Source organism: Streptomyces sp. NPDC043812 (genome assembly GCF_056436245.1).
Map to the genome: position 1 here is coordinate 275,425 of NZ_JBWKCY010000003.1, position 26,150 is coordinate 301,574.

20 protein-coding genes are annotated in these 26,150 nt (G+C 71.3%); 5 read left to right on the top strand and 15 right to left on the bottom strand.

Translation table 11 applies throughout. The features are described 5' to 3' along the window. Positions 1-111: 111 nt before the first annotated feature. The 3 genes from AC067Z_RS06240 to AC067Z_RS06250 form a co-directional block, all read right to left on the bottom strand. Positions 112-1,434, bottom strand: a complete 1,323-nt coding sequence (locus AC067Z_RS06240) for a polysialyltransferase family glycosyltransferase (protein ID WP_478788275.1) — start codon at positions 1,432-1,434, stop codon at positions 112-114. An 8-nt stretch (positions 1,435-1,442) separates the two neighbouring features. After that, positions 1,443-2,408 carry a glycosyltransferase family 2 protein gene (locus tag AC067Z_RS06245; protein WP_478788276.1) on the bottom strand — a complete coding sequence of 322 codons (966 nt, stop codon included), beginning with the start codon at positions 2,406-2,408 and terminating at the stop codon, positions 1,443-1,445. A 123-nt stretch (positions 2,409-2,531) separates the two neighbouring features. Further along, positions 2,532-5,159 carry a YfhO family protein gene (locus AC067Z_RS06250; RefSeq protein ID WP_478788277.1) on the bottom strand — a complete coding sequence of 876 codons (2,628 nt, stop codon included), beginning with the start codon at positions 5,157-5,159 and terminating at the stop codon, positions 2,532-2,534. A 337-nt stretch (positions 5,160-5,496) separates the two neighbouring features. Here AC067Z_RS06250 and AC067Z_RS06255 point away from each other — a divergent pair, with 337 nt between their 5' ends. Further along, the gene (locus AC067Z_RS06255) at positions 5,497-6,165 is read left to right on the top strand and encodes a DUF4142 domain-containing protein (protein ID WP_478788278.1); all 669 of its coding nucleotides are present in this window, start codon (positions 5,497-5,499) and stop codon (positions 6,163-6,165) included. A gap of 263 nt (positions 6,166-6,428) precedes the next feature. Here AC067Z_RS06255 and AC067Z_RS06260 read toward each other — a convergent pair whose 3' ends face one another. The 5 genes from AC067Z_RS06260 to AC067Z_RS06280 all read right to left on the bottom strand — a co-directional run bounded on the left by AC067Z_RS06260 (position 6,429) and on the right by AC067Z_RS06280 (position 13,158). Then, positions 6,429-6,929: a MarR family winged helix-turn-helix transcriptional regulator gene (locus AC067Z_RS06260; RefSeq protein ID WP_478788482.1), complete on the bottom strand. Its 501-nt coding sequence runs from the start codon at positions 6,927-6,929 to the stop codon at positions 6,429-6,431. A gap of 179 nt (positions 6,930-7,108) precedes the next feature. Then, positions 7,109-7,582 carry an anthrone oxygenase family protein gene (locus AC067Z_RS06265; protein ID WP_478788279.1) on the bottom strand — a complete coding sequence of 158 codons (474 nt, stop codon included), beginning with the start codon at positions 7,580-7,582 and terminating at the stop codon, positions 7,109-7,111. 191 nt (positions 7,583-7,773) lie between these two features. Beyond that, a complete protein-coding gene (locus AC067Z_RS06270; RefSeq protein ID WP_478788280.1) occupies positions 7,774-9,411 on the bottom strand; it encodes a vWA domain-containing protein in 1,638 nt (545 codons plus the stop codon). Positions 9,412-9,538: 127 nt separating this feature from the next. Further along, positions 9,539-10,420 carry an ABC transporter permease gene (locus AC067Z_RS06275; protein ID WP_478788281.1) on the bottom strand — a complete coding sequence of 294 codons (882 nt, stop codon included), beginning with the start codon at positions 10,418-10,420 and terminating at the stop codon, positions 9,539-9,541. Beyond that, positions 10,417-13,158: an alpha/beta fold hydrolase gene (locus tag AC067Z_RS06280; protein WP_478788282.1), complete on the bottom strand. Its 2,742-nt coding sequence runs from the start codon at positions 13,156-13,158 to the stop codon at positions 10,417-10,419. Before AC067Z_RS06280 ends, AC067Z_RS06275 begins: the two co-directional genes overlap by 4 nt. Before the next feature lie 328 nt (positions 13,159-13,486). Here AC067Z_RS06280 and AC067Z_RS06285 point away from each other — a divergent pair, with 328 nt between their 5' ends. Continuing rightward, positions 13,487-14,668 carry a S8 family peptidase gene (locus AC067Z_RS06285; protein WP_478788283.1) on the top strand — a complete coding sequence of 394 codons (1,182 nt, stop codon included), beginning with the start codon at positions 13,487-13,489 and terminating at the stop codon, positions 14,666-14,668. A 3-nt stretch (positions 14,669-14,671) separates the two neighbouring features. Here the strand turns inward: AC067Z_RS06285 and AC067Z_RS06290 are convergent, their stop codons facing one another. Then, positions 14,672-15,268, bottom strand: coding sequence for a DUF4291 domain-containing protein (locus AC067Z_RS06290; protein ID WP_478788284.1), 597 nt, complete (start codon positions 15,266-15,268; stop codon positions 14,672-14,674). Positions 15,269-15,425: 157 nt separating this feature from the next. Between AC067Z_RS06290 and AC067Z_RS06295 the strand changes: the two genes are divergently transcribed. After that, the gene (locus tag AC067Z_RS06295) at positions 15,426-15,722 is read left to right on the top strand and encodes a hypothetical protein (RefSeq protein WP_478788285.1); all 297 of its coding nucleotides are present in this window, start codon (positions 15,426-15,428) and stop codon (positions 15,720-15,722) included. Positions 15,723-15,766: 44 nt separating this feature from the next. Here the strand turns inward: AC067Z_RS06295 and AC067Z_RS06300 are convergent, their stop codons facing one another. Genes AC067Z_RS06300 through iolC form a run of 5 tightly spaced genes read right to left on the bottom strand, consistent with a single transcriptional unit; the run spans position 15,767 to position 22,136 of the window. Next, complete coding sequence (locus AC067Z_RS06300) at positions 15,767-17,269, bottom strand: CoA-acylating methylmalonate-semialdehyde dehydrogenase (protein WP_478788286.1); 1,503 nt, start codon at positions 17,267-17,269, stop codon at positions 15,767-15,769. Between the two features lie 14 nt (positions 17,270-17,283). After that, the gene (gene iolD, locus AC067Z_RS06305; protein ID WP_478788287.1) at positions 17,284-19,155 is read right to left on the bottom strand and encodes a 3D-(3,5/4)-trihydroxycyclohexane-1,2-dione acylhydrolase (decyclizing); all 1,872 of its coding nucleotides are present in this window, start codon (positions 19,153-19,155) and stop codon (positions 17,284-17,286) included. Then, positions 19,152-19,976 carry a 5-deoxy-glucuronate isomerase gene (gene iolB, locus AC067Z_RS06310; RefSeq protein WP_478788288.1) on the bottom strand — a complete coding sequence of 275 codons (825 nt, stop codon included), beginning with the start codon at positions 19,974-19,976 and terminating at the stop codon, positions 19,152-19,154. Before iolB ends, iolD begins: the two co-directional genes overlap by 4 nt. A 16-nt stretch (positions 19,977-19,992) precedes the next feature. Next, positions 19,993-20,883, bottom strand: a complete 891-nt coding sequence (locus AC067Z_RS06315; protein ID WP_478788289.1) for a Cgl0159 family (beta/alpha)8-fold protein — start codon at positions 20,881-20,883, stop codon at positions 19,993-19,995. Beyond that, positions 20,880-22,136, bottom strand: coding sequence for a 5-dehydro-2-deoxygluconokinase (gene iolC, locus AC067Z_RS06320; RefSeq protein ID WP_478788290.1), 1,257 nt, complete (start codon positions 22,134-22,136; stop codon positions 20,880-20,882). The genes AC067Z_RS06315 and iolC overlap by 4 nt, the downstream gene beginning before the upstream one ends. A gap of 125 nt (positions 22,137-22,261) precedes the next feature. Here iolC and AC067Z_RS06325 point away from each other — a divergent pair, with 125 nt between their 5' ends. Both AC067Z_RS06325 and AC067Z_RS06330 read left to right on the top strand, forming a co-directional pair. After that, positions 22,262-23,173 (top strand): sugar phosphate isomerase/epimerase family protein, encoded by a 912-nt coding sequence (locus tag AC067Z_RS06325; protein WP_478788291.1) that lies wholly within the window; start codon positions 22,262-22,264, stop codon positions 23,171-23,173. A 212-nt stretch (positions 23,174-23,385) separates the two neighbouring features. Beyond that, positions 23,386-23,583: a helix-turn-helix transcriptional regulator gene (locus tag AC067Z_RS06330; RefSeq protein WP_478788292.1), complete on the top strand. Its 198-nt coding sequence runs from the start codon at positions 23,386-23,388 to the stop codon at positions 23,581-23,583. 94 nt (positions 23,584-23,677) lie between these two features. Here the strand turns inward: AC067Z_RS06330 and AC067Z_RS06335 are convergent, their stop codons facing one another. After that, positions 23,678-26,017 carry an MMPL family transporter gene (locus tag AC067Z_RS06335; RefSeq protein WP_478788293.1) on the bottom strand — a complete coding sequence of 780 codons (2,340 nt, stop codon included), beginning with the start codon at positions 26,015-26,017 and terminating at the stop codon, positions 23,678-23,680. Positions 26,018-26,150 lie beyond the last annotated feature (133 nt).

Consider the following 26,150-nt stretch of genomic DNA (forward strand, 5'->3'; position numbering starts at 1 on the left):
CCGGCCCACATTGGAGGCCGCACCGCGGGTCGAAGGTCAGCCGCCCTCAGACGGTCGGCCCGCGCGGATCGGCTACTGGGGCACCACCGCGGACCAGGCGTGTCCGAGGAGCTACTTCCTCCCCCGCCCCAGGCCCCGCCGCAGCCGTGCCGCCGGGCCCACGGATGTGCCGCCCGGCAGGTCGAGTTCCGTCAGGCGGGCCGTGGGGAAGTAGCGGGTCGTCTCCGTGTCGTCGGCGCGGTCGGTCAGCAGCCGGGCGGTCCCGGGCCGCAGGCCGGGGTGGATCTTCGGCTGCATGCAGTGGCCCACCGCGCGGACCAGCGGCGCCAGCGTCGCCGGTGCGGCGCCGGGGACGGCCGGCGTGGCGCCCGCGGTCAGGTCCGGCACCAAGTGGTCCACGATCGTCAGCGGCATCCGGTTGCTGTTCTCGTACGGGGTGAGCCGCTCGAGGACCATGCCCGTGCCCACCCGTGCGATCGGGATGTCGTAGTACACGGAGGCCGTGAACATCGCCGTGGAGAAGCAGCCGACGACGAGCTGCGGGCGGCAGCACTCGTAGAACGTCTCGGCGAGCAGCGGGCTGTCCAGGACGGTCAGTTGCACCCCCGCCTGCGCTGCCTCCTCGTGCAGGGCCAGCGAGTAGCGGGCAGGTGCCGTCGGGTGCGGCTTGAAGACGACGGAGCGGTGGCCGGACGCGGCCGCGCCACGCAGCATGCGGATGTGCAGGTTCTCTTCCTCCTCGGCCGTGAGGATGCCGAGCGCAGCGAGGTACTGGCCCAGCATCAGGGCGGTGGGGGCCGCTGCGACCGCCTCCCTCACCTGCCGGTCCTCGGCCGCCGACTCGGCGATCTCCGCCAGCACCTTGCGGAACGCGTCGTCCGGTACGAGCTCGGGCTCGACCCCGTACTCGGTCAGGAGCAAGGGACGCAGTCCCGGCACCAGGTCGAGGTGGAGGAGCCGCTGGATGCGGCACGCGGTCAACTGGGGAAGCTCGTCGCGGGTCGGTCCGTAACTCATGAGGCCGTCGGCGTACACATGGACGGGGCTCTCGGCGAAGATGGCGGCGAGCGCCCGGCCGGGGTTGACCTGGATGGACTCGACGATCACCTCGACGGGGCCGCTGCCCAGTGACCAGGCCCTACGGAACACCCGCTGCCACAGCGGGACTTCCTCCGGTCGCGGCCCCCACCCGCCGGGGTGGTGGGGACGGATGGCCTGGTTCCAGTCGACGACGTCGTCGAACCGCGCGGCGATGCGGCCGTAGCCGGTCATCTCGTCGAGCCGCAGGGCCGTCTCCGCGACTTCCGCGTTGTTCGAGACGAGCAGTATTCGGCGGAATTCCTCGCGTGGGCCGAACTGTCCGGCGTCGATCGCCGCAGCCAGGGTGGCCGCTCCGTAGAGCGTCGACACCTGGAAGATCTGAATGCGCTGCATGTCCATGGTCAGGCGGCCCGTCTCGTGTCACGCAGACGCTGGAGCATCGTTCTGCGGGTGGTGTCCATCGTTGCCAGGGTCTCGTCCAGCACCTGCTGGGGCATGCGCCGCAACGCGTCGGTCACGTCGTGCCTCAGACGCTTGGCGACGGCCGGTTGGTACTGGTCCGCCTTGGCCATGTGGAAGGCGATCATCGCGCAGTAGGTCCGCACCGCTTTGGGCAGGAAACGGTCGGCCTCGCGGTCCGCTGCCACGTCCTCGAGCAGGAGGTCGTACGACGGGATGAAGTCCAGTTGCCGGTTGTCCGTGATCTGGGTGAGGGACGTGGTGACACCTCGCCGGTAGAAGACACCGTGCAGGGACAGAGCCGCGTACGACGTCGCCTTCAGATGCAGCCGCCAGACCCACAACCGGTCCTCCGCGGTGCGCAGTTTCGTCTCGAACCGCGATGCGCCGTTCTCGAAGAGACGGCCGCTGTAGATCCCGAACGGGACGAACGGGTAGTCCACCATCGTCACCATGTTCGCGGGGGCGATCCCGTCACGTGGATCCATCACCGTGTCGCGCAGCTTCGCCGGCGCGTAACGGACATGGCGTGACCGGCCGTTGGACTGCACGTGGTCCGTACGGGCGAAGTCGCAGCCCAGCGCCTCGATGCCGGCGACCATGGCGTGCAGGTGTCCGGGGGCGTACCAGTCGTCGCCGTCGAGGAACGTGACGTAGTCCCCGGTCGCCGCGTCGAGTCCGGTGTTGCGCGCCTGGGCCACGCCGCGGTTCGTATCGTGGCGGATCACCCTGGCGTGGGGGATCCGCTTCTCCCAGTGTTCGAGCACGTGCGGGGTGGCGTCCGTCGAGCAGTCGTCGACCAGCAGGAACTCGAAGTCCGGGTCGGCGTTGGCCTCGAGACTGCGCATGGTGTCCGGGGCGTAGGCCCCGACATTGTGGAGCGGAACTATGACGGACAATTTCGGCACACGTAATCCAAACACTCGAACGCCTGACTTCTCGGCAGAATATTCACCCTGACACCACGCCAGACGAGTCATATGCGTACTCCGGGTGAACTGTTGTCGGCCCGCTGAGGAACCTGTGAAGGCTCATGGGTTCACGGTCGCCGCCGGTTTCCGGCGTGCACGCCGGTGCAGAATGCCGATGGCCACGAGGGCGGCGAGGGCCGCCGCGCCGACGGCCGTGCCCAGCCTCAGTCCGGGAGGCCGGTACGTGCAGTCGGCCGATGTCGCTCTGCCGTCCAGGGGGACCGCGAGCAGGCCCAGGTACCGGCCGGCCGGAGCGGGAGCCGCGTCGCCGGCGGCGCAGGTCCATCCGGAGATCCGGGGTACGGCGATCACGGCGGTTCCGGTGCTGCCGGCCGGGAGTTCGGCGGAAATGCCGTGGCCCGAGACGCGCACCTCGACGGCGGCGGTCTCCGTCAGCTGCCGCACCGCCGCGTCGAGCCGGTCCCGGACGAGGCAGCCGAGCGGTCGGCGGGGCAGGGCGACAGCGGCCTGTGACGTGAGCTCGATCCGGACGGTTCCGGACGCGGGGACGGTGCCGAGCGATTGCATGGCGCCCTGCACGGCAGGCGGCTTGGCGAAGAAGGCGACGGGCTGCCGCCCGCCGAGTGCCGCGGTGCCGGAGAAGCGGGGTGCCCAGAGGAAGACGTGCGAGCCGGCGGGGCAGGCGGCGGTCAGCGTGGTGCCGCCCTTGGCACCGTCCTTACGGGAGAGGTCGGCCGGGATGTCGTACACCGTGGCACCGAGCAGCAACTCCTGGTTGGCGAAGGCGGATTCGCCGAAACGGGCCGGCCTGCCGGTGGGGGACACGTCCGGGCGGACGGTGACCAGCGGCGGGACGGGCATGTCCGTGGTGGTGACGCCGGCCTCGGGGAGCTCGTCGGTGCGCGGCGGCGCCGCCGGCGAGGAGTGCGTCCGGGTGCCGATGGAGAAGAGGGCGTCGGTCACCGGGTTGTCCATGCCGACCGGGCGGCGGCCCTTGGCGTAGTAGCCGAAGCCCAGGGAGGACAGCGTGCTGGAGTACACCTGCGAGGTGAGGCTGCTGTAGTACTCGGCGCCCTGACCGCCGACGATCATGCCGTCGTTGCCGCCCGGGACCTCGCCGGGTTCCGTCCGGTGCCGCGGCCAGGCGTCCTTCTCGCCGGTCGCCCGTGCCACGTCCGCATGCCAGGGGCCGAGCCGCGGGGACCAGGAGACCTGCTCCAACTGCTGTTGCTCGATACGCATCCCCGTCAGAGCGGTCTCGCCGGCCTGGGCGAGGAGCAGGAGTCCGACGGCCACGAGCGGCAGGATCCGCGTACCGACGGCGTACCTCTTGACCAGCAGCACGGCGGCGCCGGCCGCCACGGCGAGCGCCGCGGCTGCGGCGAGGGCCGGGTACGTCCACCGGTCGACGACCGCGCTTCCGCGGGCCGCGAGGGCCGCCGTCGTCAGCAGCGTGGCGGCGCCCAGCAGCGCGGGCAGCCGCGGCAGCCCCTGGGCCGTGGACAGCCAGGCGGCGATCAGCAGCAGCCCGCAGAGCACGAAGGTCTGGCGGTAGGGGATGCCGTTGGGGGACGCGCCCGCATGCCAGAGCAGATGGGTGGGCTCCCACTGCAGGGACAGCGCCACCAGGCACACCGCTGCGGTCCACGCGATACGGACCCTGGGGGCGAGAGCCCGGTTGAACGGCAGGGTCAGGGCCAGCACGAGCGCCGGGGTGCCGATGTAGAGCGCGGGCGTCGCCACGCTCGACGTGGCCGGGAGCAGCCTGGCGAACACCTCGGTCCAGGGGACGGCGGCGAAGGTGATCTCGGGGGTCGGGTCCGCGACGCGGGTGGCGGCGTGGACGACCGCGACGACGGGAGCGGCGAGGCCGATGCCGACGGCCACGCCCCGGGCGCCGCGCAGCAGTCCGGCCAGCCGCTCGCGGCCCGTGTCGTCGGCCGCCAGGAGGCGCACGACGAGCACGACGGCAGCCCCGAGGGTGGCCATGTAGGCGGTGTAGAAGTTCGCGAACCAGGCCAGTGCGACCACGAGCGGGCCGAGCACGGGGCGGCGCCCGGTGCGTGCCCACTCCCCGACGAGGCACAGCAGCGGGAAGGCCAGCAGCCCGTCGAGCCACATCGGCACGGAGGCACCGTAGTTGAAGGTCCATCCGGAGAGCGCGTACGCGGCCCCGAGTACGGCGGCCACGGGCCAGGGGCCGCGGCGCAGCTTCAGCAGGAGGAGCGCCATCGCTGCGCCGGCGGCGGTGATCTTGGCGGCGGTGACGGCGAAGAGGGCCAGTTCGATCCGGTCAGCCGGGAACAGCACGACCAGCAGGGCGAACGGGCTGCTCAGGTAGGTGCCGAAGTCGCCGAGGAAGTTGGATCCGAACCCCGAGGTCCAGTTCAGGAACATGTCGCCGTCGGTCTCGCCGAGCAGCAGCTTGCGCCAGTACGCATGGAAGGGCAGGTACTGGGTGCCGACATCCACGGTGTTGCGGGTCGTGGGCCCGAACGGATGGCTGCCGGCGGCGTACGCGGAGAAGCAGAACACGAGGCAGGTCAGGACGGCGGCGCCGGCGGCGGCCCGCAGTCCTCTGCTGCGCCGGGCTCCCGGCAGGAGCCGGCGCAGCGCGCCGGGCGTGCGTTCGGCGGGCACGGGGCCGCCGTCCGCCGTCCCGGGGCCGGCCGTCGTGCCGCGCCGGCGCTGCTCCTCGGCGGGCACGGCCTCGGTGGCAGGGGGCACGTGTCCTCCGGGTGTGGTGTCAGCTCGGCACGCGGATGCGCGGAACCCGGTGGTTGTGTCCTGCACGGGCCGTCGGCCATTACCGCCGGGCGGGGCGACCCGCACCCGGACACGGGGCGAACCCCGGGCACCTCGGAGGTGAATTCGCGGCGTCCGTGGCGCGGAGGGCGGGCATCCGTTGAACGCCCCGGCCCTCCTCGCCGTATTCACCCCTGCGTGCCGTGCCAGCCGCAACAGACCCGCTCCCGATGCCCAGTGCCCGAAAGGAACCCTTCTCCATGCCCAACCGGGAGGCATCATGCGTCCGAATCGACGCGCAGCGCGGTCCTATGGGTCGATGCGGGTGGCCGCAGTCATCACTGCCGCCGTGGCCGCCATCGCCCTCGTGTTCATAGCCGTACAGAGCGGCAGCGGCGAGGCGGAGGCGGGCTCGTCCGCCTCCTCCGCCGGGACGTCGTTGCACGGTGGCCATGCCGCGGCCGGGGCCGCGGACTCCGGGGCGGCCGGTCAGGCCGCTCAGGCGCCGCAGCCCGTGACCGAGGTCGACAAGACGTTTCTGGTGAAGGTGCGCCAGGCCGGGCTCTGGGAGATTCCCGCTGGCCGGCTCGCCCAGACCAACGGCTCCAGCGAGGCCGTGAAGCGGGCCGGGCTGCATCTGCTCGACGGCCACAGCAAGCTCGACCAGCTGGTCCGCGAGGACGCCAAGATCCTCGGTGTCGCGCTGCCCAACGAGGCGACCGCCGAGCAGCAGGGGTTCGTGAGGCAGCTGGAGAACGCCCAGGGCGCCGAGTTCGACCGGGTGTTCGCCAATCTGCTGCGTGCCTCGCACGGCAAGATCTTCGCCACGATCGCCGAGGTCCGCGGCGCCACCCAGAACGACCTGATCCGGCGTCACGCACGCCAGGCGAACCAGACGGTGCTCGACCACATGGAGGTCCTGGAGGACACCGGGCTCGTGGATGCCGCGACCTTCCAGGAGGTCGAGGCGGCCGTCGCGCCCAAGTAGCCGCGGGTAAAGGGGATTCAAAAAGTTGGTCCCCACCAGGGGGAGCCAAATCCCTTGCACTGTGCAATGCTTCTCGCGGTGGAGGACCCGGCACACGCTGCCCTCTGCCCGGGAGCGGCACTGGCACGGTGACGCAGCTCAATCGGGCAGGCCGACGGCGTCGACCGGGTCCTCCCCGCCAAGCGTCCCGGGGCACACCGCTCGGGGTTCGCCGGCGCAATGTGCCGGCCTCGCCCGTCGGGCACTGCCGCTGCGCAGTGCGCTCAGCGGGAGCCGCCCTGCACGATGTCCGACCATCCGAGCGGGTAGAGCCCTCCGTCGGGTTCGTCGACGGCGGGCTCCGCGCCGGCCTCGGTGAAGGCGCCCAGCGCGCCGATGAGCGCAGCCCTCTGCCCGGGGTCGAGCCGCGCCACGATCGCGGCGATCTCCTTGCGGCGCCTGCCGGTGACGTCCTCCACGACGCGCCGGCCCTCGGCCGTCAGCCGCAACACCGTCTCGCGACGGTTGTCGGGATTGACCTGCCGGTCGGCCAGACCCGCGGCGATCAGCCGGTCCATCATGCGCAGGGCGGTCGACGGGTTCACCCCGAGCCGCTCGGCCAGCGAGACCAGCTTCCCGGGCCCCTCGATGTGCAGCACCATCAGCAGGCGGAACTGGGGCAGTGTCACCCGGTCCTCCACGGCCGCGAGCGAGCGGGCGGTGACGGCCACGAGCAGCCTGGACGCCGTCAGCACCGCGCGGGTCACGGCGTCGACGTCGTCCATGTCGCGGACCGCGTCGCCGTCCTGTGCGGGGTGGACTGGTTGGTTCATGTCATCTTTCTACCGCGCCGGGTCGCGCTCCCGGCCGCCGGTACCTGGTCAGGAGCATCGCGGCGTCGTCGTGCGCCCGGATGCGCCGCCGGGCAGTTTCTGAGGCTCGGCCGGGCACGGCCGAAGCACGCCTACGGCAGTGCGGCGCAGACCAGCAGCACGAAAGCGGCAAGGATCAGCAGCGTACGGACCAGGTGGAGCCGGTTCCACCTGCTCTCGAACGCCGCGCGGACCTCGCTGTCGGGCACGGGCGGGTCGGCCTGCTCGGACGCCGCCAGCGCGTTGTTGAGGGGGATGTTGCCGGCGACGGTGACGAGGTGATTGAGGGCCGCACACACGAGGCCCGCGACGATCAGCCACCGGTCGCTGCCGGTGCGGCCGTCGACAGGAACGGCGAGCGCGGCGATCGGGAACGCGATGATCGCGAGGAAGACCACGAGGAAGATGCCACGCGGGACGGTCTCGTTGAGCCGGCGCATCGCGGGCACGAACTGTTCGTCGGTCAGCCGTGCGAGCCCGGGCATGATGCCCGTCAGGAAGATGAGCATGAAGCCCGCGTACAGACCGGTGGACACGACAGAGAGAGCGAGCAGCAGGGTGGCCATGGGCACATCATGGCGCGGCCCTGCGGCGCGGCGCACCAGAGTTCGGGCATGGCGCGCGGGCGGATCGTGTTCCGGTTGTCCGGTGCAACGGGACAACCGGAACACGATCCCGGGGCGGTCGCCCGGGACACGCCGCGAGGACGGGCAGGCGGCCCTGCCCCCGTACGCGCCCCGGTGGTGCGCGTACGGCGTCAGCCCTTCAGGCGTTTCGCCCGCTCGATCGTCTCCGCGAGCTCCCGCACCGCGCCGTCCTCCGTCGAGTCGGCCAGCGCCCGTGCCCGGGCCTGCAGTTCGCCCAGTCCCGGCGAGCCCGGCAGCGAACCGCCGCGCAGTTCGTCGGCGAAGTACGCGGCGACCGCCGTGACCTGGAGGCGCTTGGACCCGCCGCCCCATAGAGCGCCGTCGATGGCGTCGGTCTCGACCGAGCCGGTCTGCTCGTGCGGCGCCCGCGTCGCGGGGTCGAGCCAGCGCACGGTCGCGGTCGCGACATGACCGCTCGCGCCCTCCCGCAGCCGCACGGCGTACAGCGCGGTCACGGTGTGGCCGGGGCCGACCTCGCCGCCGTCCACGCGGTCGTTGCGGAAGTCGTCGTCCGCGACCGCCCGGTTCTCGTAGCCGATGAGCCGGAACTGCTTGACCGTCTGCGGGTCGAAGGCGACCTGCGCCTTGGCGTCGCGGGCGCGCAGCTCGATGTTGGCGGGCAGCTGCTCGACGAAGACCTTCCGGGCGCCCTCGCTGTCGGAGACGTAAGTGGTGTGTCCGTCGCCCTTGTCGGCGAGGCGCTCCATCAGTGCGTCGCCGTAGTCGCTGCCGACGCCGACGCCGAAGAGCGTGATGCCGTGCTCGCGGCGCGCGTCGTCGATCCGGTCGAGGATGGCGTCCGCCTCGGTCTCGCCGGTGTTGGCGAGCGCGTCGGAGAGCAGGACGACACGGTTGGTGGAGCCCTTGCGGCGGCCTTCGACGGCGACGTCGTAGCCGGTGGTGACGCCGGCCTCCACGTTGGTCGAGTCGGTGGGCTCCAGTTCGTCGACGACGTCATGGGCCCGCCCGCGGTTACCCGCGAGGCGGGTCATCGGCAGCCGGGTCTCGGCCTCGTCGCTGAAGGTGACCACGGCGATGGAGTCGTCGTCGCGCAGTTCGTCGATCAGAGTGCCGAGGGACTCCTTGACGAGATCGAGCCTGCCGGGCTCGGACATCGAACCGGAGATGTCGATGACGAACGTGAGCGCGGCGGGCGGCCGTGCGCTCGCCCGCTTCGCGGTGCCGGTGGACAGCCCTACGCGTACGAGCGACCAGTCGTCGCCTGCGTCGTCCGCCTTCACCGCGCTCTCGCCGTGGATCTCGCCCTCGGCGCCGGGATCCTCCACGGAGCTCTGCGGCCGTGCGCCGTCCACGGTGACCGAGAAGCCGTTGCCGTCGGGGCGCTCGTAGTCCTGCCGGAAGCTGTTGATGAACTCCTCGGGCCGTACCTCGCTCGCGTCGGGCAGCCGCCCGTCCTTGATGGTGCGCCGCGCGTATCCGTACGAGGCGGTGTCCACGTCGAGCGCGAACGTGGACAGATAGTCGGCGGGCGGCGCCGACTCGCGGGCCTTGCCGCTCTCGTCCCCGGACTCGGGGGCGCCCTTGCCTCCGTCGGGGACCATCGGCGCGGGCAGGGCGTCCTGCTTGCTGCCTTCGGCGTGATCGGTGGACATGTTCTCCGAACCGGCGCAGGCGGCCGTCAGGAGCATCCCGCCGGCCAGCAGCGCGGCGGCCGCACCCCTGCCCGCCCTTGTGCGCGTTCCTTTGCGGCGCGTCACTGTACGGCGCATTCCTGTACGGAGTTTCATCCGTCCCCCCTTGCATCGTCGGCACTTGTGAATGTGACGTGCGAGGGGGGCCGAAGGAGCAGACGAAGGCGTTGCGGAAGCGTCTCGATGCGGCAACGGCCGGCCCGGTCCGTCCCGTTTCATACGGCTACGACACGATGTCCTTGCGGGAGAAGTTCCGGAAGGCGAGGGCGAACAGCACCAGCGCGTACGTCACCGAGACCGACGCCCCCTTCACCATGCCGGTCCATTCCAGTTGCGGCTGCAGCGCGTCGATCCAGGCGAACTGCCAGTGCGCGGGAAGCACTTCGCGCCAGTCGCCGAGAGCCGTGACCGCGTCCAGCACATTGCCGATGATCGTCAGGCCGACCGCACCGCCGACCGCACCGAGAGGCGCGTCCGTCTTGGTGGAGAGCCAGAACGCCAGCCCTGCCGTGACGAGTTGGGACACGAAGACGAACGCGACGACGAGCCCGAGCCGGCCCAGCGAATCCGCGGCCCCCAGCGAACCGCCCGTGGGCAGCTCGAGCGGCCCCCAGCCGTACGCGACCGTGCCCGTGACAAGCGCCACGATCGGCAGCAGCAGCATGGCTGCCGCGCTGAAACCGAGCGCCACCGCCAGCTTGGACCACAGCAGCCGCGTCCGCGGGACGGGTGCGGCCAGCAGATAGCGCAGCGACGACCAGCTCGCCTCCGAGGCGACGGTGTCGCCGTGGAACAGCGCCACCGGCACCACCAGCAGGAAGCCGGCCGAGACGAACAGGCAGGTGGCCGCGAAATTGGCACCCGAGGCGGTCGCGGTGTCCATCAGGGTCACCCGGCCGTTGTCCCTGCCGTCCGGCGTGCCTCCGATCGCGAACGCCGCGATGAGGATGAGCGGCAGGGCGGCCAGGATTCCGGCCATCACCAGGGTCCGGCGGCGTTTGAGCTGCCGGATCGCCTCCACGCGCAGGGGGAGGGTGTGTCCGGCACGATAGCCGGGCGCCGGCCCGACGGGCACGGCCGGGGAATCGACCACGGGCGCGCTCATGCGGAGCCTCCGATCAGGGTGAGGAACGCGTCCTCCAGGCGTCGGTGCGGGCCGACGCCCGTCAATGGCACGTCCAGGCGGACCAGTTCGACGATCATCCCGGTGGCGCTCAGGCCGTCCAGACGTACGAGCAGCCCTTCGTCCGTGCGGACGGCGGAACCGATACCCGGCAGGGTGGCGATCTTCTCGACGACGGGCTCGGGCAGGTCGCCCGCGGTGGTGACGAGGAGGGTGTCGCTCTCGCCGGTGATCTCGGCGACCGGCCCGGCCTGCACCAGCCGCCCGCGGTCCATGACCACGAGGTGGGTGCAGGTCTGCTCGACCTCCGAAAGGAGGTGACTGGAGACGATGACGGTCCGGCCTTCGGCCGCGTACCGGATCATCACGTCCCGCATCTCGCGGATCTGCGGCGGGTCGAGGCCGTTGGTCGGTTCGTCGAGGATCAGCAGGTCCGGCATGCCGAGCATGGCCTGCGCGATGGCCAGGCGCTGCCGCATGCCCTGCGAGTAGGTGCGCACCGCGCGGGCGAGGGCGTCGCCGAGGCCGGCGATCTCCAACGCCTCTTCGATGTGCGCGTCGTCGGCGGGGCGGCCGGTGGCCTGCCAGTACAGCTCCAGGTTCTCGCGACCCGAAAGGTGCGGGAGGAAGCCCGCTCCCTCGACGAACGCGCCGACCCTCGACAGCACGGGCGCCCCGGGCCTGATGGCGTGACCGAAGACCCGGATCTCGCCCTCGTCGGGCCGGATGAGGCCCATCAGCATGCGCAGGGTGGTCGTCTTTCCGGCGCCGTTGGGTCCGAGGAGTCCGAGGACCTGGCCCTTCTCGACGCGGAAGGACAGGTCGCGTACGGCGTACCGGTCGGCCGACCTGGCGTACTTCTTCGTCAGTCCGGTGATCTCCAGCGGCACGTCGGCGCGCTCGGGGTCGGGCGCCGGAGCGACCGCCCGGCGCCGGGCGGTGATCAGCAGGACGGCCGCGACGAGCGCGCCGGCGGCGGGCAGCGCCCACACCCACCAGGCGAGCGCGGCCGCCTGTGTCCTCACCGCGGGTGCGGTGGGCACGGTCAGCTGTCCGGGGCCGGCCAGGGACACGGTGTACGTGGCGGGTTCGGCCGGGGACGCGTAGCCGAGGTCGGTCGCGGACAGGACGAGGCGCAGCCGGTGCCCGGCGTCGACCTCGTGGTCCACGGCGGGGAGTCGCAGTGTGACCTCCTTGCCCTCCTTGGCGTCCTCGACACGGACGGGGGCGACGAGCTGGGCGGGCAGCACCTGCTGCCGGCCGTCGGGCCCGACGTCGTACACCTTGCCGAACAGGACCGCTTCGCCGTTGTCCGACGCGACCTTCACGGTGACGGTGGGGGAGCCCGTGATGCGGGCGGAGGTGGGCAGCGGCGCGGAGCTGAAGCTCGCGAACTGACCCGGGAAGTCGAGGGACAGGCCCACACCGAACGAGGCCAGCGCGCCGGCGCCGCCGCTCAGCCCGGGAACGGAGGAGACGGCGGCCGGGTTGGCGCCTGCCGGGTTGGCGAAACTCTGCTCGCGGCCGGTGAGCGCGAACTGCCGGGCGCCGCTCGCGAGACCGGGATAGCGGTCCGAGGTCGCGCCGCGCAGCAGTGCCTGGCCGTCGGTGGAGTCGACGCCTCCGGCCCGGCTGACGCGGAACGCGGGCCCGGTGTCCGTGCCCTTGTCCTGCTTCAGGTAGCGGTCGAACCAGTCGCCGATACGGCCCTCGATGCGGTCCGTCTCGCGGTCTCCGCCGTCGTGCCCGCCGGCGATCCAGTCGACGGCAACGGGTGAGCCGTTGCCGGCGACCGCCTTTGCGATGGCGTCGGCGTGCGAGAGCGGGAACAGGGAGTCCGACTGCCCCTGCACGATGAGCGCGGGCACGTCGATCCTGTCGCCGACGGCGGAGGGGCTGCGCTCCTCCAGGAGTTCCCGCGCCTGAGCGTCGGGCTTCCCGGCGACGGCGACCCGCTCGTACATGACGCACAGCTGCGGCGCGAAACTGCCGCAGCCGGAGGGGTTGCGAGGCGTGTCGGCGGTGCGGTCCGCGGCGACGCCGCCGGCCGGCGGCCTCTCCGGCGTCGTCACCGCACCCGGCTCGCCGGCGCTCCTCTCCCCCAGCGACCCCGTCGAGAAGAAGATCCCGGCCCAGAGCTTCTTGTAGACGCCGTCGGGGAAGAGCGCGTCGGCAAGGTTCCAGTACGTGATCTGGGGCGCGACGGCGTCGACACGCTTGTCGTACCCGGCGCCGAGGAGGGAGACCGCGCCGCCGTAGGAACTGCCGGTGAGGCCCACGCGCGGATCGCCGTCCGCGTCGAGCTGCACCTCGGGCCGCTTCGCCAGCCAGTCGATGAGGCGCGAGACGTCCTTGACCTCGTACCGCGGATCGTTGAGCCCGATGCGACCGGTCGACGCGCCGAAGCCGCGGGCGGACCAGGTCAGGACGGCGTAACCGTCGCGGGCCAGCTTCTCGGCCTGGGCGCGCACATCGGCCTTGGAGCCGCCGAATCCGTGCCCGATGAGCACGGCGGGCCGCCGCTCGGTGCCTCCCGCGGTGAAGAAGGAGGTGTCGATCTTCGCTCCGGGCATGTCCTGCACCCGGTCCTCGCGTTGCACGGCCGGGGGGCCGTCGTCGGCGACGGCGGTCCAGGTGCCGGCGCCCGCGAGCACGGCGAAGGCCGCCACGCCGGCGAGCCATCGGCCCCGGGCCGCGGGCCGGGGAAGTCGGATCTGCATGCTGGAAACCCTAAGCGGACACCCTGTGCGCTCTCGGCTGCCGCCAGGGGGAACTCATGAGCCTCCTCGGGTAGTACGCCGCCGCTCCCCGTACACCAGACGCGGTACACGGTCGCGGACGCATTTCGGGCCGGTGACGCGTGTACACAAGATCCGCACCTCATGACGGTCGCCCATATCCCTTTGTTTCAGGGTCAATTACCGACAGGTCGCGGTCTTGTGTCGCACGTCACACCCCGGCACTCTGGTTCGCACATGCGCACGTCCTGGCACCATGCACGCCCGTACTTGTCCGTAACCCGGCACAACGAAAGGTCAGGTGCACGAGATGAGAGTCTCAGCCCGTCGCGTCGGGGCGCTGATATCCGCGCTCGCCGTTGCGACCGGTCTCCAGGTCGCCCTCTCCCCCACCGCGCAAAGCGCGGACATCGGCGATCTTCGTCTCGCCCCCACTGCAACTGCCGTACAGAACAGCTGGATCGTCGTCCTGAAGGACGGCAGCACCAGCGCCGCCGACTTCGGCGTCACCCCCAAGCACACCTACCGCAATGTCCTGACGGGCTTCTCCGCCGCCATGTCGGGGGCGAAGGCCAAGGCCCTGGCGGCCGACCCGCGCGTGGCGTACGTCGAGCAGAACTCCATCGTGCGGCTCAATGACACTCAGCCCAACGCCACCTGGGGCATCGACCGCATCGACCAGCGGAACCTGCCGCTGTCGAAGACATACACGCACAACACGTCCGCATCCAATGTGAATGCGTACATCATCGACACCGGGATCCGCACCTCGCACAGCGAGTTCGGTGGCCGCGCCGTCATCGGCAAGGACACGGTGGGCGACGGCCAGAACGGACAGGACTGCCAGGGCCACGGCACGCACGTGGCGGGCACGGTCGGCGGCAAGAACTACGGCGTCGCCAAGGGCGTCAAGCTGATCGGCGTCCGCGTCCTCGACTGCGAGGGCTCCGGCACGAACGCCGGCGTCATCGCGGGCGTCGACTGGGTGACGGCCAACGCCCAGAAGCCGGCCGTCGCCAACATGAGCCTCGGCGGCAGCGCGAGCGCCGCGCTCGACAACGCGGTGAAGAGGTCGATCGCCTCGGGCGTGAGCTACTCCATCGCTGCGGGCAACGGTCTCCCGATCCTCGGCATCCCCGCGAACGCGTGCAACTACTCGCCCGCCCGCGTCCCCGAGGCGATCACGGTCGGCGCGACGGACAGCGCGGACCGCCGTGCCTCGTTCTCCAACTACGGCACGTGCCTTGACCTGTTCGCCCCGGGCGTGGACATCACGTCGGCCTGGAAGGACAACGACACGGCCACGAACACCATCTCGGGCACCTCCATGGCGACCCCGCACACCGCGGGCGTGGCGGCGCTCTACCTCTCGACCCATCCGACGGCGACCCCGGCCCAGGTCCGGGACGCGCTGGTGAACAACGCGACGTCGGGCAAGGTCCAGAGCCCGCTGACGGGTTCGCCGAACAAGCTGCTGCACTCGCTGTTCTAGCGGCTACGGCACAAGATGCCCGAGGAGCTCCGGACCCGCCGGGTACGGCCGCTCCTCGGGCATCAGGCGTGCCGCACCTGCCCGGTCGCCCGCGCGGACGAGCCCGTGGATCTCGTGCGCGAGCGGCGTCACGTCCGTGATGGAGACCGTCCACTCGTCGGCGTACCGTCCGGCCGACTCGCCCGCGAGGCCCAGCTGGAGCGAGCGGTACGGCAGGGGCTGGAGCCCGAGATCCCGTTCCGGATCCCACTGCACCCGCGCGGGTGCCTGACGCAGCTCCCTCTTCCACGCCTCCTGGCTCTCGTGCACGTCCGGCTTGTAGTGGGACAGGCACGCGTTCCGCAGCGCCCACTCGAACCCGTCACGCCGGATCTCGATCGCCAGGACCGTCTCCTGATCGGCCTTCGTGCCCCAGCCGCAGCGGTACATCATCCACAGGAACGACGGCTTGATCCACGTCATCCGGTCCCGCTTCCAGGCAGCGGGAAACCGCCCACTGCGCGCGGCAGGGCCGCCGATCGCCGGGTGGTAGGCCTGGTAGACGGTGACGGTGTCGTCGGAGTGAACGGCACGGATGCGGTACCGGGGTTCGTCGGTCATGGCGCACAGCGTGCGCACAAACCCCGTTGTCGGGCCACCGGATTACGTCCTAGGCTCGCGCCCATGACGAGGAACATCTCCGGAGGCCGTGCCGCGTAGGCGGCCCGGGCACGTCCGCGCCGAGCAGCGGGTGCGGGAGCGGTGCCGGAAGAATCGGATGCAGGCCATTGACGGGGTCTCGCGGCGCACCCTGTACGAGATCGTGCGCATCGAGGAGACCCGTGGCTACCTGTGGGCGGACGCCGTGAGCGAGTCGCTCGCGCTGTGGCGGGGCTTTGTCGGCCGGCCGAACCGACGGCTGTGGCGCGAAGGCGAGGACGGCTGCACCGAGTGGCTCTGCTGCGGTGATCCTCTGCGCGCCCGCGAGATGCTCGAGGGCGCCATGCTCGCCCTTCCCCGCCGTGCCGCGCGCGAACTGCGGGCCGTCGTCCTCGCGTTGGACGCCCGGTACTGAAAAGCGGCCCGTACGGGATCCGCACGGGCCGCCTCACACGCGTCTCAGTGGTTGCGCGGGAAACCCAGGTCCACACCGAGGTGGCCCTCGGAGGGGTCGGGCCAGCGGGTCGTGACGACCTTGCCGCGGGTGTAGAAGTGCACGCCGTCGTTGCCGTAGATGTGGTGGTCGCCGAAGAGCGAGTCCTTCCAGCCGCCGAAGGAGTGGTAGCCGACGGGGACCGGGATCGGCACGTTCACGCCGACCATTCCCGCTTCGACCTCCAGCTGGAAGCGGCGCGCCGCGCCGCCGTCGCGGGTGAAGATCGCGGTGCCGTTGCCGAACGGCGAGCCGTTGATCAGCGCCACGCCCTCCTCGTACGTCTCCGCGCGCAGCACGCACAGCACCGGGCCGAAGATCTCGTCGCGGTACGCGTCGGACTCCGTGGACACGTTGTCCAGGAGGGAGAGGCCGATCCAGTGGCCGTTCTCGTGGCCGCCGACGGTGTAGCCGGTGCCGTCGAGGACGACGTCGGCGCCCTGGGCGCCGGCGCCCGTCACGTACGAGGCCACCTTGTCGCGGTGGGCGGCGGTGATCAGGGGGCCCATCTCCGACGTCGGGTCGTTGCCGGGGCCGATCTTGATCTTCTCGGCGCGCTCACGGATCTTGTCCACCAGCTCGTCGCCGATCGCGCCGACCGCGACGACCGCGGAGATCGCCATGCAGCGCTCGCCGGCCGAGCCGTACGCCGCCGACACCGCAGCGTCGGCAGCCGCGTCGAGGTCCGCGTCGGGCAGGACCAGCATGTGGTTCTTCGCACCGCCGAGCGCCTGGACGCGCTTGCCGTTGGCGGAGGCGGTGGTGTGGATGTAGCGGGCGATCGGGGTCGAGCCGACGAAGGAGACGGCGGCGACGTCCGGGTGCTCGAGGAGCGCGTCGACCGCGACCTTGTCACCGTGGACCACGTTCAGCACGCCGTCGGGCAGGCCCGCCTCGGTGGCCAGTTCGGCGAGCAGGTTCGCCGCGGAGGGGTCCTTCTCGCTCGGCTTGAGGATGAAGGTGTTTCCGCAGGCGACGGCCAGCGGGAACATCCACATCGGGACCATCGCCGGGAAGTTGAACGGGGTGATGCCGGCGACCACGCCGAGCGGCTGCCGGATGGAGGAGACGTCGACCCGGCTGGAGACCTGGGTGGACAGCTCGCCCTTGAGCTGGGTGGTGATACCGCAGGCCAGCTCCACGATCTCCAGGCCGCGGGCGACCTCGCCCAGCGCGTCGGAGTGCACCTTGCCGTGCTCGGCGGTGATCAGGGCGGCGATGTCGTCGCGGCGGGCGTCGAGCAGGGCGCGGTAACGGAACAGGATCGCGGTGCGCTGCGCGAGGGACGAGGTGCCCCAGGCGGCGTACGCATCCTTCGCCGCGGAGACGGCCGCGTCGACCTCGGCCACGGAGGCCAGGGCGACCTGGGTGGTGACCTCACCGGTCGCCGGGTCGGTGACCGGTCCCCAGTTGCCGGACGCGCCTTCGACGGTCCTGCCACCGATCCAGTGGTTGACGGTCTTCGTCATGGCGAATTGCTCCTTCACAGATGGCGGCGGCGGGATGCGACGTTCCGGTCGTACTCCTCCCGGGCCTTGACCGCCGATGGTCGGGTGGCGGTCTCGGCCACAGGAACATCCCACCACGCCTGCGCTGTGGGCGGGCCCGACACAGTGTCGGGCGTTCCGGTCTCGACGTAGACACATGTGGGACCGTCCGCCGCACGCGCATCGGACAGGGCTTCGTGCAGGTCACGCACGCTGCGGGCACGGATCACGCGGATACCGAGCGAGGCGGCGTTGGCCGCGAGATCGATGGGCAGCGGTGCGCCGGTGTAGGCCCGGTCGGGGCCGGTCCGGTGCCGGTAGGCGGTGCCGAAGCGCTCGGCGCCGACCGCCTCGGACAGGCCGCCGATGGACGCGTACCCGTGGTTCTGCAGGATGACCATCTTGATCGGGACGCCCTCCTGCACGGCGGTGACGATCTCGGTGGGGTTCATCAGATAGGTGCCGTCGCCGACGAGGGCCCACACGGGGCGGCCGGGTGCGGCCATCGCGACGCCGATCGCGGCAGGGATCTCGTAGCCCATGCAGGAGTAGCCGTACTCGACGTGGTACTGGTCGGCGGACCGGGCGCGCCACAGTTTGTGCAGGTCGCCGGGGAGGGATCCGGCGGCGTTGATCAGGATGTCGTCGTCGGTGACCAGCTCGTCGAGGACGCCGAGGACCTGGGACTGGGTGGGCGGCGCGTCGGGGTCGGGGGCGGTGAAGGCCGCGGTCACCCGCTTCTCCCAGTCCGCCTTCGCCTGTCCGTACTCCGCCTCGTACGCGGCGTCGACCCGGTGGTCGTGCAGCTGGGCGACGAGCGCACGGAGTGTTGCCCGTGCGTCGGCGACCAGCGTCCGGCCGGACATCTTGTGGGCGTCGAAGCCGGTGATGTTGATGTTGAGGAACCGTACGTCCGGGTTCTGGAAGAGGGTGCCGGAAGCGGTGGTGAAGTCGGTGTAGCGGGTGCCGACGCCGATGATCAGGTCGGCGGTACGGGCGAGGTCGTTGGCGGTGGCGGTGCCGGTGTGGCCGAGGCCGCCGACGTCGGCCGGGTGGTCGTAGCGCAGCGAGCCCTTGCCCGCCTGGGTGGAGGCGACGGGGATGCCGGTCGACTCGGCGAAAATCCCGAGCGTGGTCTCGGCCGCGCTGTGGTGGACCCCGCCGCCCGCGACGACCAGCGGCCGCCGGGCGGCCTCCACAGCGCGTACCGCCTCGGCCCACTCGTCGGGATCCGGCTGCGGGGCACTGATCCGCCAGATGCGCTCGGCGAAGAACTCCTCCGGCCAGTCGTACGCCTCCGCCTGCACGTCCTGCGGCAGGGCAAGGGTGACGGCGCCGGTCTGTGCGGGGTCGGTGAGGACGCGCATGGCCTGGAGTGCGGCCGGGATCAGCGCCTCGGGACGGCCGATCCGGTCGAAGTAGCGCGAGACGGGCCGCAGACAGTCGTTCACCGACACGTCCCCGGCGTAGGGCACTTCGAGCTGTTGGAGGACGGGGTCGGCGGGGCGGGTGGCGAACGTGTCGCCGGGGAGCAGCAGCACCGGCAGGTGGTTGATCGTGGCGAGCGCGGCGCCGGTGACCAGGTTGGTGGCGCCCGGGCCGATGGAGGTAGTGACGGCGTGCGCCGACAGGCGGCGGGACTGGCGGGCGAAGCCGACGGCCGCGTGCACCATGGCCTGCTCGTTGCGGCCCTGGACGTACGGCATGTCCTGCGCGGATTCCAGCAGCGCCTGACCGATGCCGGCGACGTTGCCGTGCCCGAAGATGCCCCAGGTCGCGGCGATCAGCCGCTGCCGTCGGCCGTCGCGCTCGGTGTACTGCTGGGCGAGGAAACGCACCAGGGCCTGGGCCGTGGTCAGCCGGGTCATCGGTAGCCCTCCGTGTGGTCGGGGTGGAAGCGGATCAGCCACTCGCGCTCGGCGCCCGGTCCCGCCATCACATTGAGGTAGTACATGGTGTGGCCCGGCTCCGCGATGGACGGGCCGTGCCAGCCGTCGGGGACGAGCACGGCGTCGCCGCCGCGGACCTCGGCCAGCACATCGGCACCGCCGGGGCGCGACGGGGACACCCGCTGGTAGCCGACGCCGCCGCGGTCGATCTCGAAGTAGTAGATCTCCTCCAGCTCGCTCTCCTCGCCGGGGCGGTGCTCGTCGTGCTTGTGCGGCGGGTAGGAGGACCAGTTCCCGCCGGGGGTGATGACCTCCACGGCGATCAGCCGGTCGCACTCGAAGACCCCGGCGGCCCCGAAGTTGTGCACTTCGCGGGCCTGGTTGCCGCTGCCGCGGGCTTCGACGGGTACCTCCGGCGCGGGGCCGTAGCGAGCGGGGAGTCGGCGCTCGCACCTCGCTCCTGCCAGGGCGAAGCGGCCTCCCACGCCGGAGGCGATCTGGGCATGGGCGTCCCTCGGCACATAGGCGAAGTCGCTCACTCCGCCGAACACGCCGTCCCGCCCCTGCAGTTCAAACATCTCGCCTTGCGTGTGCACGGTGCAACCGCCGCTGAGCGGCAGCACGATCCACTCGCTGTCGCCGGTCGTCAGCAGATGCGATCCACCCGCCTCCAGCTCCAGCACGCGCAGGCTCGCATACCCCCAGCCCGCCCGCTCGGGGCTGATGCTCAGGGCGTACTCACCGCTCGCCGCGCTGCCCGCCGGGAGGTGGAGTCCGTGCAGTTTGCTGTCGTCGCTCATGTCTGCTTCGTACCCCCTACAGCAGGCCGACGGCCGTATCGACCGCGCCCGCCACGTCGCCGCGGGCCGGATAGAGCAGCGAGCGTCCCACCACGAGTCCCTGCACCGTGGGCAGTTGCAGCGCGCCGCGCCATTTCTCGTACGTGCCGTCCTGGTCCTTCCCTATGTCCCCGCCGAGCAGCACCGCGGGAAGGGTTGAGGTCTCCATCACGGCCCGCATGTCGTCGGGATCGTCGGTCACCGGAACCTTCAGCCAGGTGTAGGCGGACGTGCCGGCCAGACCGGACGCGATGGCGAGGGAACGGGCCACGGCCTCGGCCCCGAGATCGTTGCGCAGCCGGCCGTCGATCCGGTGACAGATGAACGGCTCCACGAAGACGGGAAGCTGACGCTCGGCCATCTCTGAGATGGCGAGGGAGGCGGAGGTGAGGGTGTCCAGGGAGGCCGGGTCGTCGTAGTCGATGCGGAGCAGCAGCTTGCCCGCGTCGAAGCCTCGCCGCACGAGGTCGTCCGCGCGGTACCCGGTGAAGCGGTCGTCCAGCTCGAACGCCGCACCTGCGAGACCGCCGCGGTTCATGGAGCCCATCACGACCTTGCCGTCGAGGGCACCGAGGAGCAGCAGGTCGTCGAGGATGTCGGCGGTGGCGAGGACGCCGTCGACGCCGGGACGGGACAGCGCGAGACACAGCCGCTCCAGCAGATCGAGCCGGTTGGCCATGGCGAGCGGGCGGTCGCCGACGGCGAACGCTCCGCGGGCGGGGTGGTCGGCGGCGACGATCATCAGCCGCCCGTGACCGCTGTCGTCGAGGAGCCGCGACCGCCTGCGCCGCCGCCCGGCGGCTTCGGCGACGGCTTCGGGGTGCCGGGTGCGGATACCGACGAGCTCCCCGATGTCGACGCGAGTCATGACGCGCCCCCGCGCGGCGCGCGCGACTCGGTCCCGGCCCGGCCGGCGGACGGGCCGGAAGGCGCGGGGCCGGGGCGCAGGTGGCTCTCGGGTGGGGTGCCGGGCCGCGGGCCGGCGGCCTCCGCCCGGGGAGCGGGACCGTTGCGCTGCCCACTGCCGGGCGCGCCGCCCCGACCTGCCTCCTGGTACGGGCCGTCGTCGGCCACGGGGCCGGAGGCATCGGCCCGGCCCCCGGCCGCACCGGAGTCATCGGCGGCCGTACGGCTCGGGTCCGGGGGGACCGGGCCGCCCGCGAGGACCTGGGTCACCTCCGCCTCGTAAGGCATGGCCGTCGAGCAGGCGAGGCGCGCCGCGACCACCGCTCCCGCAGCGTTCGCGAAGCGCATCACGCGCTCCAACTCCCAGCCCGCGAGCAGCCCGTGGCACAGTGCCCCGCCGAACGCGTCCCCGGCGCCGAGGCCGTTGACCACGTCCACCGGCACGGGCGGGACCTCGGCCCGGGTGCCGTCGCGGTGCACCGCGAGCACGCCCTTGGGGCCCTGCTTGACGACGGCCAGCTCGACCCCCGCGGCCAGCAGCGCCTCGGCGGCCGCGGCCGGTTCGCGCTCACCCGTCGCGATCCCGCACTCCTCCAGATTGCCGACGGCGACGGTCGCCCCGGCGAGCGCCCGCGCGTAGTGCGATCGCGCGGTATCCGGGTCCGCCCAGAACATGGGTCGCCAGTCCATGTCGAAGACGGTGATCCCCGCCTTCGCCCGGTGGTCGAGCGCGGCGAGCGTCGCCGTACGGCTCGGTTCGGCACACAGGCCCGTGCCGGTCGTCCAGAAGACCCCCGCCGCCCTGATCGGCTCCGGCTCCAACTCGTCTTCCCTGATCTCGAGATCGGGCGCCTTGGGCTGCCGGTAGAAGTAGAGGGGGAAGTCGTCCGGCGGGAAGATCTCGCAGAAGGTGACCGGTGTCGGGTACGCGGCGACGGATGTCACCCAGCGGTCGTCCACGCCGAAGTCCCGCAGGGCGCCGTGCAGATATTCGCCGAAGGGGTCCTGCCCGGTGCGGGTGATGACGGCCGTCCGTCTGCCCAGCCTGGCCGCCGCGACCGCGACGTTCGCCGGCGAACCGCCCAGGAACTTCCCGAACGTGTCGACCTGCGCCAACGGGACCCCGGTGCGCAGCGGATAGAGGTCCACCCCGATCCGGCCCATCGTGATCACGTCGTACGGCTGAGGTGGCTGAGGGTCGTACGCCTGAGGCATGCGTTTCCCTTCGGTCAGGAAGTGCCCCCAGGTCTAGCCCTCCCCGATGAACCCTGTCAACATTTTGTCCGGACATTCGGACGAACCCTTGACACCTTTCTCCGGCGGCCGGAAAGCTGACCGGCATGACCTCATCCGCCCCCGCCCTGAACCGCATCCGGGTCGGCTCGGCCCCCGATTCCTGGGGGGTGTGGTTCCCCGACGATCCCGAGCAGGTCCCCTGGCAGCGCTTCCTCGACGAGGTGGCGCAGGCCGGATACGAGTGGATCGAGCTCGGCCCTTACGGCTATCTCCCGAACGACCCCGCCCGCCTCACCGAGGAGACCGCGAGCCGCGGACTGAAGGTCTCGGCCGGCACCGTCTTCACCGGACTGCACCACGGCCCCGGCGTCTGGGACGAGACCTGGGCCCATGTGTCGGACATCGCCGCGCTGACCCGGGCCATGGGCGCGGAGCATCTCGTGGTCATCCCGTCCTTCTGGCGCGACGACAAGACGGGCCGGGTGCTGGAGGGCCGCACCCTCACGCCCGCACAGTGGCGCGACCTCACCACCCTGAGCGAACGCCTGGGCCATGAGGTCCGCGAGCGCTACGGACTCCGGATCGTCGTCCATCCGCACGCGGACACCCATATCGACACCGAGGAGAACGTCAGTCGCTTCCTCGACGCCACCGACCCCGGCCTCGTCTCCCTCTGTCTGGACACCGGTCATTACGCGTACTGCGGTGGCGACAGCGTCAAGCTCATCGAGACCTACGGGGAACGGCTCGGCTACCTCCATCTCAAGCAGGTCGACCCCCGGATCCTCGGCGAAGTCGTCGCGGACGAGGTGCCGTTCGGTCCGGCGGTCGCCCGCGGTGTGATGTGCGAGCCACCGGCCGGCGTCCCCGCGCTGGAGCCGGTACTGGCCGCGGCCTCGGCGCTCGACATCGACCTCTTCGCCATCGTCGAGCAGGACATGTACCCCTGCCCACCCGACAAGCCGTTCCCCATCGCCGAACGCACACGCGGATTCCTGCGCTCTTGCGGCGTCTGAACCACCTGCATCACGTCTGTCACCGTTGTCCCCACCTCATCACGCATGTCTCCATTACGCGGGTCTTCCGTCACAGGAGATCGACAGCCCTGATCCAGCCCCGGCCCGCCGTCGTTCACGGGGCACAGGCTCAGTGATCGCCAGCGTCCGCGCGGCAGCTCCCCCGAAGGCATCCCGCCCGCCGCTGCTGCGCGCGCAGGGAGGTACCACACATGACGGACAGAAGACTCTGGTCCTACAAGGACATTGCCGCACATATCAAGGTGCAGCCGGACACGGTCCGCTCGTATCGCAAGCACGGCCTCCTTCCGCCTCCCGACCATGTGGAAGCCGGGAAGCCTTACTGGTACGCAGACACCATCCGCGTGTGGGTGGCCAACCGGCCCGGAAACAGGGGCCGCAGGGAGTGAGCTCCGTCGGGGACACGAGGCCCTGGGCACGGGACCACCCGGCCAAGTGAGGCAACGGCCCCGCACCCCATGGGTGCGGGGCCTTCCCGTGCCGTCAGACCCCGGCCGTGTCCCGGCTCGGTGACGGCGCCCCGCCGGAATCCGCCTCCGCAGGCACATCACGCACCGCGGCGACGGCCCCGGCCTTCGGTATCTGCTCCCCCTCGCTGAGGCCGAACCGCTCCTGGAAGCGACGCAGCGGCCCCGGCGCCCACCATGTGGGGGCGCCCATCAGCTTCATCACCGAAGGGACCAGCAGGCTGCGCACCACCATGGCGTCCATCAGAACCGCCAGGGCGATTCCGAGGCCCAGCATTTTGGTGTTCGTCACCCGTGAGGTGCCGATTCCCACCATCACCACGGCCAGGATCACGGCCGCGGCGGTGATCAGCCCGCCCGTGCGCTGCAGGCCGAACCGCACGGCCTGTTCGTGGTTGCCGCTGCGGTCGTGCTCCTCCTTGATCCGGGAGAGCAGGAACACGCCGTAGTCCATGGAGAGTCCGAAGGCGATGCAGAACATCAGCACAGGCAGCGTCGTCTCGATGTCCCCGGTCGAGGTGAAGGACAGCAGCCCCGACAGATTCCCGTCCTGGAAGACCCAGACGACGGCTCCGAACATCGCGGTCAGGCTCAGACCGTTGAGCAGGACCGCCTGGACGGGGATCAGCACACTGCCGGTGAGCAGGAAGACGAGCAGCAAAGTCACCACGATGATGATGCCCAGGGCGAGCGGCAGCTTGTCCGCGATCGCCGCCTTGGAATCCTCCAGCACCGCGGCCCTGCCCGTCACGGATGTCTCGAACGGGGCGGGCACATCGCGCAGTTCCTGCACGAGTCGCTGCGCCTGCTCCCCCACCGCCTCCCCCTCCGGCAGCACGGTGAAGTAGGCGAGGTCGCCGGCGGTGGCCGGTCCGTCGACCCGGAGCACCCCGGGCAGGGAGGCGATGCGGTCGCGGTACGCCGCGTACTCGGCGGGCGTCGGAGCGGGTGCTCCGGAACGGGCGGGCTCGGCGAACACCTCCAGCCCTCCGGTGGGACTGCCCGCGAAGCCGTCCCGTATCTGCTGCTGCACCACATGGGATTCGGCGCCTGCCGGCAGCTGACGGTCATCGGGCGTACCGAACTTCACGCCCAGGAAGGGCAGTCCGAGCAGCACCAGTGCCGCGACGGTGGCGAAGGCGAAGAGGGGGGCGCGACGCATCACGAGGTCGGCGAACCGCCCCCAGCCGGCACCGGACTCGGCTCCGTCCGATCCTTCCGGGCTGCCTTCCCCGGCATCACCGCCGCGTTGCCGCCCGCGCCGGAACAGCCTGCGCAGATCGAGGGCGTTGACCCGGTGGCCCAGCAGCATCAGCGCGGCGGGGAGCAGGATCAGCGCCGCGGCTGCGGCAAGGAGCACGACCGCGATGCCGGCGTAGGCGAACGAGCGCAGGAAGTACTGAGGGAAGACCAGCATCGCCGCGAGCGACACGGCCACCGTCAGTGCCGAGAACAGGACGGTGCGGCCGGCCGTGCGCAATGTGGCGCCCACCGCTTCGCGCACCTCGGCTCCTGCCGCCAGCTCCTCCCTGAAGCGGCGCACGATGAACAGGGCGTAGTCGATGGCGAGTCCGAGCCCCAGGGCCGTGGTCAGGTTCTGTGCGAAGACCGAGACATCGGCGAACTCGGTGATACCGCGCAGCACCGCGTTCGTCCCGAGGATGGCGACGATGCCGACGAGCAGGGGCAGCAGGGCCGCGACGGCGCTGCCGAACACCATGACCAGCAGCACCAGCGTGATGGGCAGGGCGATCAGCTCCGCCCGCAGCAGGTCCTCCTGGATGATCGTCGTCATCTCGTGCTGAACCGGCACCGGGCCGCCCAGCGTGACCTCGACGGGGCCGTGCTGCCCCCGGAAGTCGGGCGCGATCCGCTCCAGGACCTCGGCCGCGGTCTTCTCGTCGCCTTCGATACGGGCCGCTATCAGGGCCTGCCGCCCGTCATCCGCACGCAGGGCCGGAGACTTGGTCCCCCAGTACGAGCCGACGCCGGTGACGCCGTCCTCGGCGGCGAGCCGCTGGGCCAGACGCGTCGCCTCGGCGGCCACCGCCGGGTCGTCGACGCTCTTCGCACCGCTGTCCACCAGCAGGAGCAGATTGGGCTGCGAGGCGGGGAAGGCCCGCTCCACAGCCTCGGTTGCGTACGTCGACTCCGCCCCCGGGTCCTCCCAGCCGCCGCTGCCCATCCTGTCGGCGACCCCGCTGCCCGCGAGGACCGCGAGCGCGGTGAGGAGAAGGGCCGCCATCAGTGCGAGCCGGGGCCGCGCCATGACGAAACGGGTCCACCCCCCGAGGCGCGGCGCACCCTTCACCGGGGACGGACCCGCCGCGTGGGGCGGGCTGTTGACTTCGGACATGGTGCGGTGTCCCCTTCACCGTGACCCGTGCGCAGGCTTCCAGGCAGGCAGCATGGGTCGACCGTTGCCATAGACTGGCAAACACGAGCCATCGCTCGCATTACTCAAGAATGCGAGCGACCACTCGCGTTTG

Coding starts and splice junctions, on each gene's coding strand:
- AC067Z_RS06240 (WP_478788275.1), bottom strand. CDS start 1,434: ATGCAGCGCATTCAGATCTTCCAGGTGTCGACGCTCTACGGAGCGGCC.
- AC067Z_RS06255 (WP_478788278.1), top strand. CDS start 5,497: ATGCGGGTGGCCGCAGTCATCACTGCCGCCGTGGCCGCCATCGCCCTC.
- AC067Z_RS06260 (WP_478788482.1), bottom strand. CDS start 6,929: ATGGACGACGTCGACGCCGTGACCCGCGCGGTGCTGACGGCGTCCAGG.
- AC067Z_RS06265 (WP_478788279.1), bottom strand. CDS start 7,582: ATGGCCACCCTGCTGCTCGCTCTCTCTGTCGTGTCCACCGGTCTGTAC.
- AC067Z_RS06270 (WP_478788280.1), bottom strand. CDS start 9,411: ATGAAACTCCGTACAGGAATGCGCCGTACAGTGACGCGCCGCAAAGGA.
- AC067Z_RS06275 (WP_478788281.1), bottom strand. CDS start 10,420: ATGAGCGCGCCCGTGGTCGATTCCCCGGCCGTGCCCGTCGGGCCGGCG.
- AC067Z_RS06280 (WP_478788282.1), bottom strand. CDS start 13,158: ATGCAGATCCGACTTCCCCGGCCCGCGGCCCGGGGCCGATGGCTCGCC.
- AC067Z_RS06285 (WP_478788283.1), top strand. CDS start 13,487: ATGAGAGTCTCAGCCCGTCGCGTCGGGGCGCTGATATCCGCGCTCGCC.
- AC067Z_RS06290 (WP_478788284.1), bottom strand. CDS start 15,268: ATGACCGACGAACCCCGGTACCGCATCCGTGCCGTTCACTCCGACGAC.
- AC067Z_RS06295 (WP_478788285.1), top strand. CDS start 15,426: ATGCAGGCCATTGACGGGGTCTCGCGGCGCACCCTGTACGAGATCGTG.
- AC067Z_RS06300 (WP_478788286.1), bottom strand. CDS start 17,269: ATGACGAAGACCGTCAACCACTGGATCGGTGGCAGGACCGTCGAAGGC.
- iolD (WP_478788287.1), bottom strand. CDS start 19,155: ATGACCCGGCTGACCACGGCCCAGGCCCTGGTGCGTTTCCTCGCCCAG.
- iolB (WP_478788288.1), bottom strand. CDS start 19,976: ATGAGCGACGACAGCAAACTGCACGGACTCCACCTCCCGGCGGGCAGC.
- AC067Z_RS06315 (WP_478788289.1), bottom strand. CDS start 20,883: ATGACTCGCGTCGACATCGGGGAGCTCGTCGGTATCCGCACCCGGCAC.
- iolC (WP_478788290.1), bottom strand. CDS start 22,136: ATGCCTCAGGCGTACGACCCTCAGCCACCTCAGCCGTACGACGTGATC.
- AC067Z_RS06325 (WP_478788291.1), top strand. CDS start 22,262: ATGACCTCATCCGCCCCCGCCCTGAACCGCATCCGGGTCGGCTCGGCC.
- AC067Z_RS06330 (WP_478788292.1), top strand. CDS start 23,386: ATGACGGACAGAAGACTCTGGTCCTACAAGGACATTGCCGCACATATC.
- AC067Z_RS06335 (WP_478788293.1), bottom strand. CDS start 26,017: ATGTCCGAAGTCAACAGCCCGCCCCACGCGGCGGGTCCGTCCCCGGTG.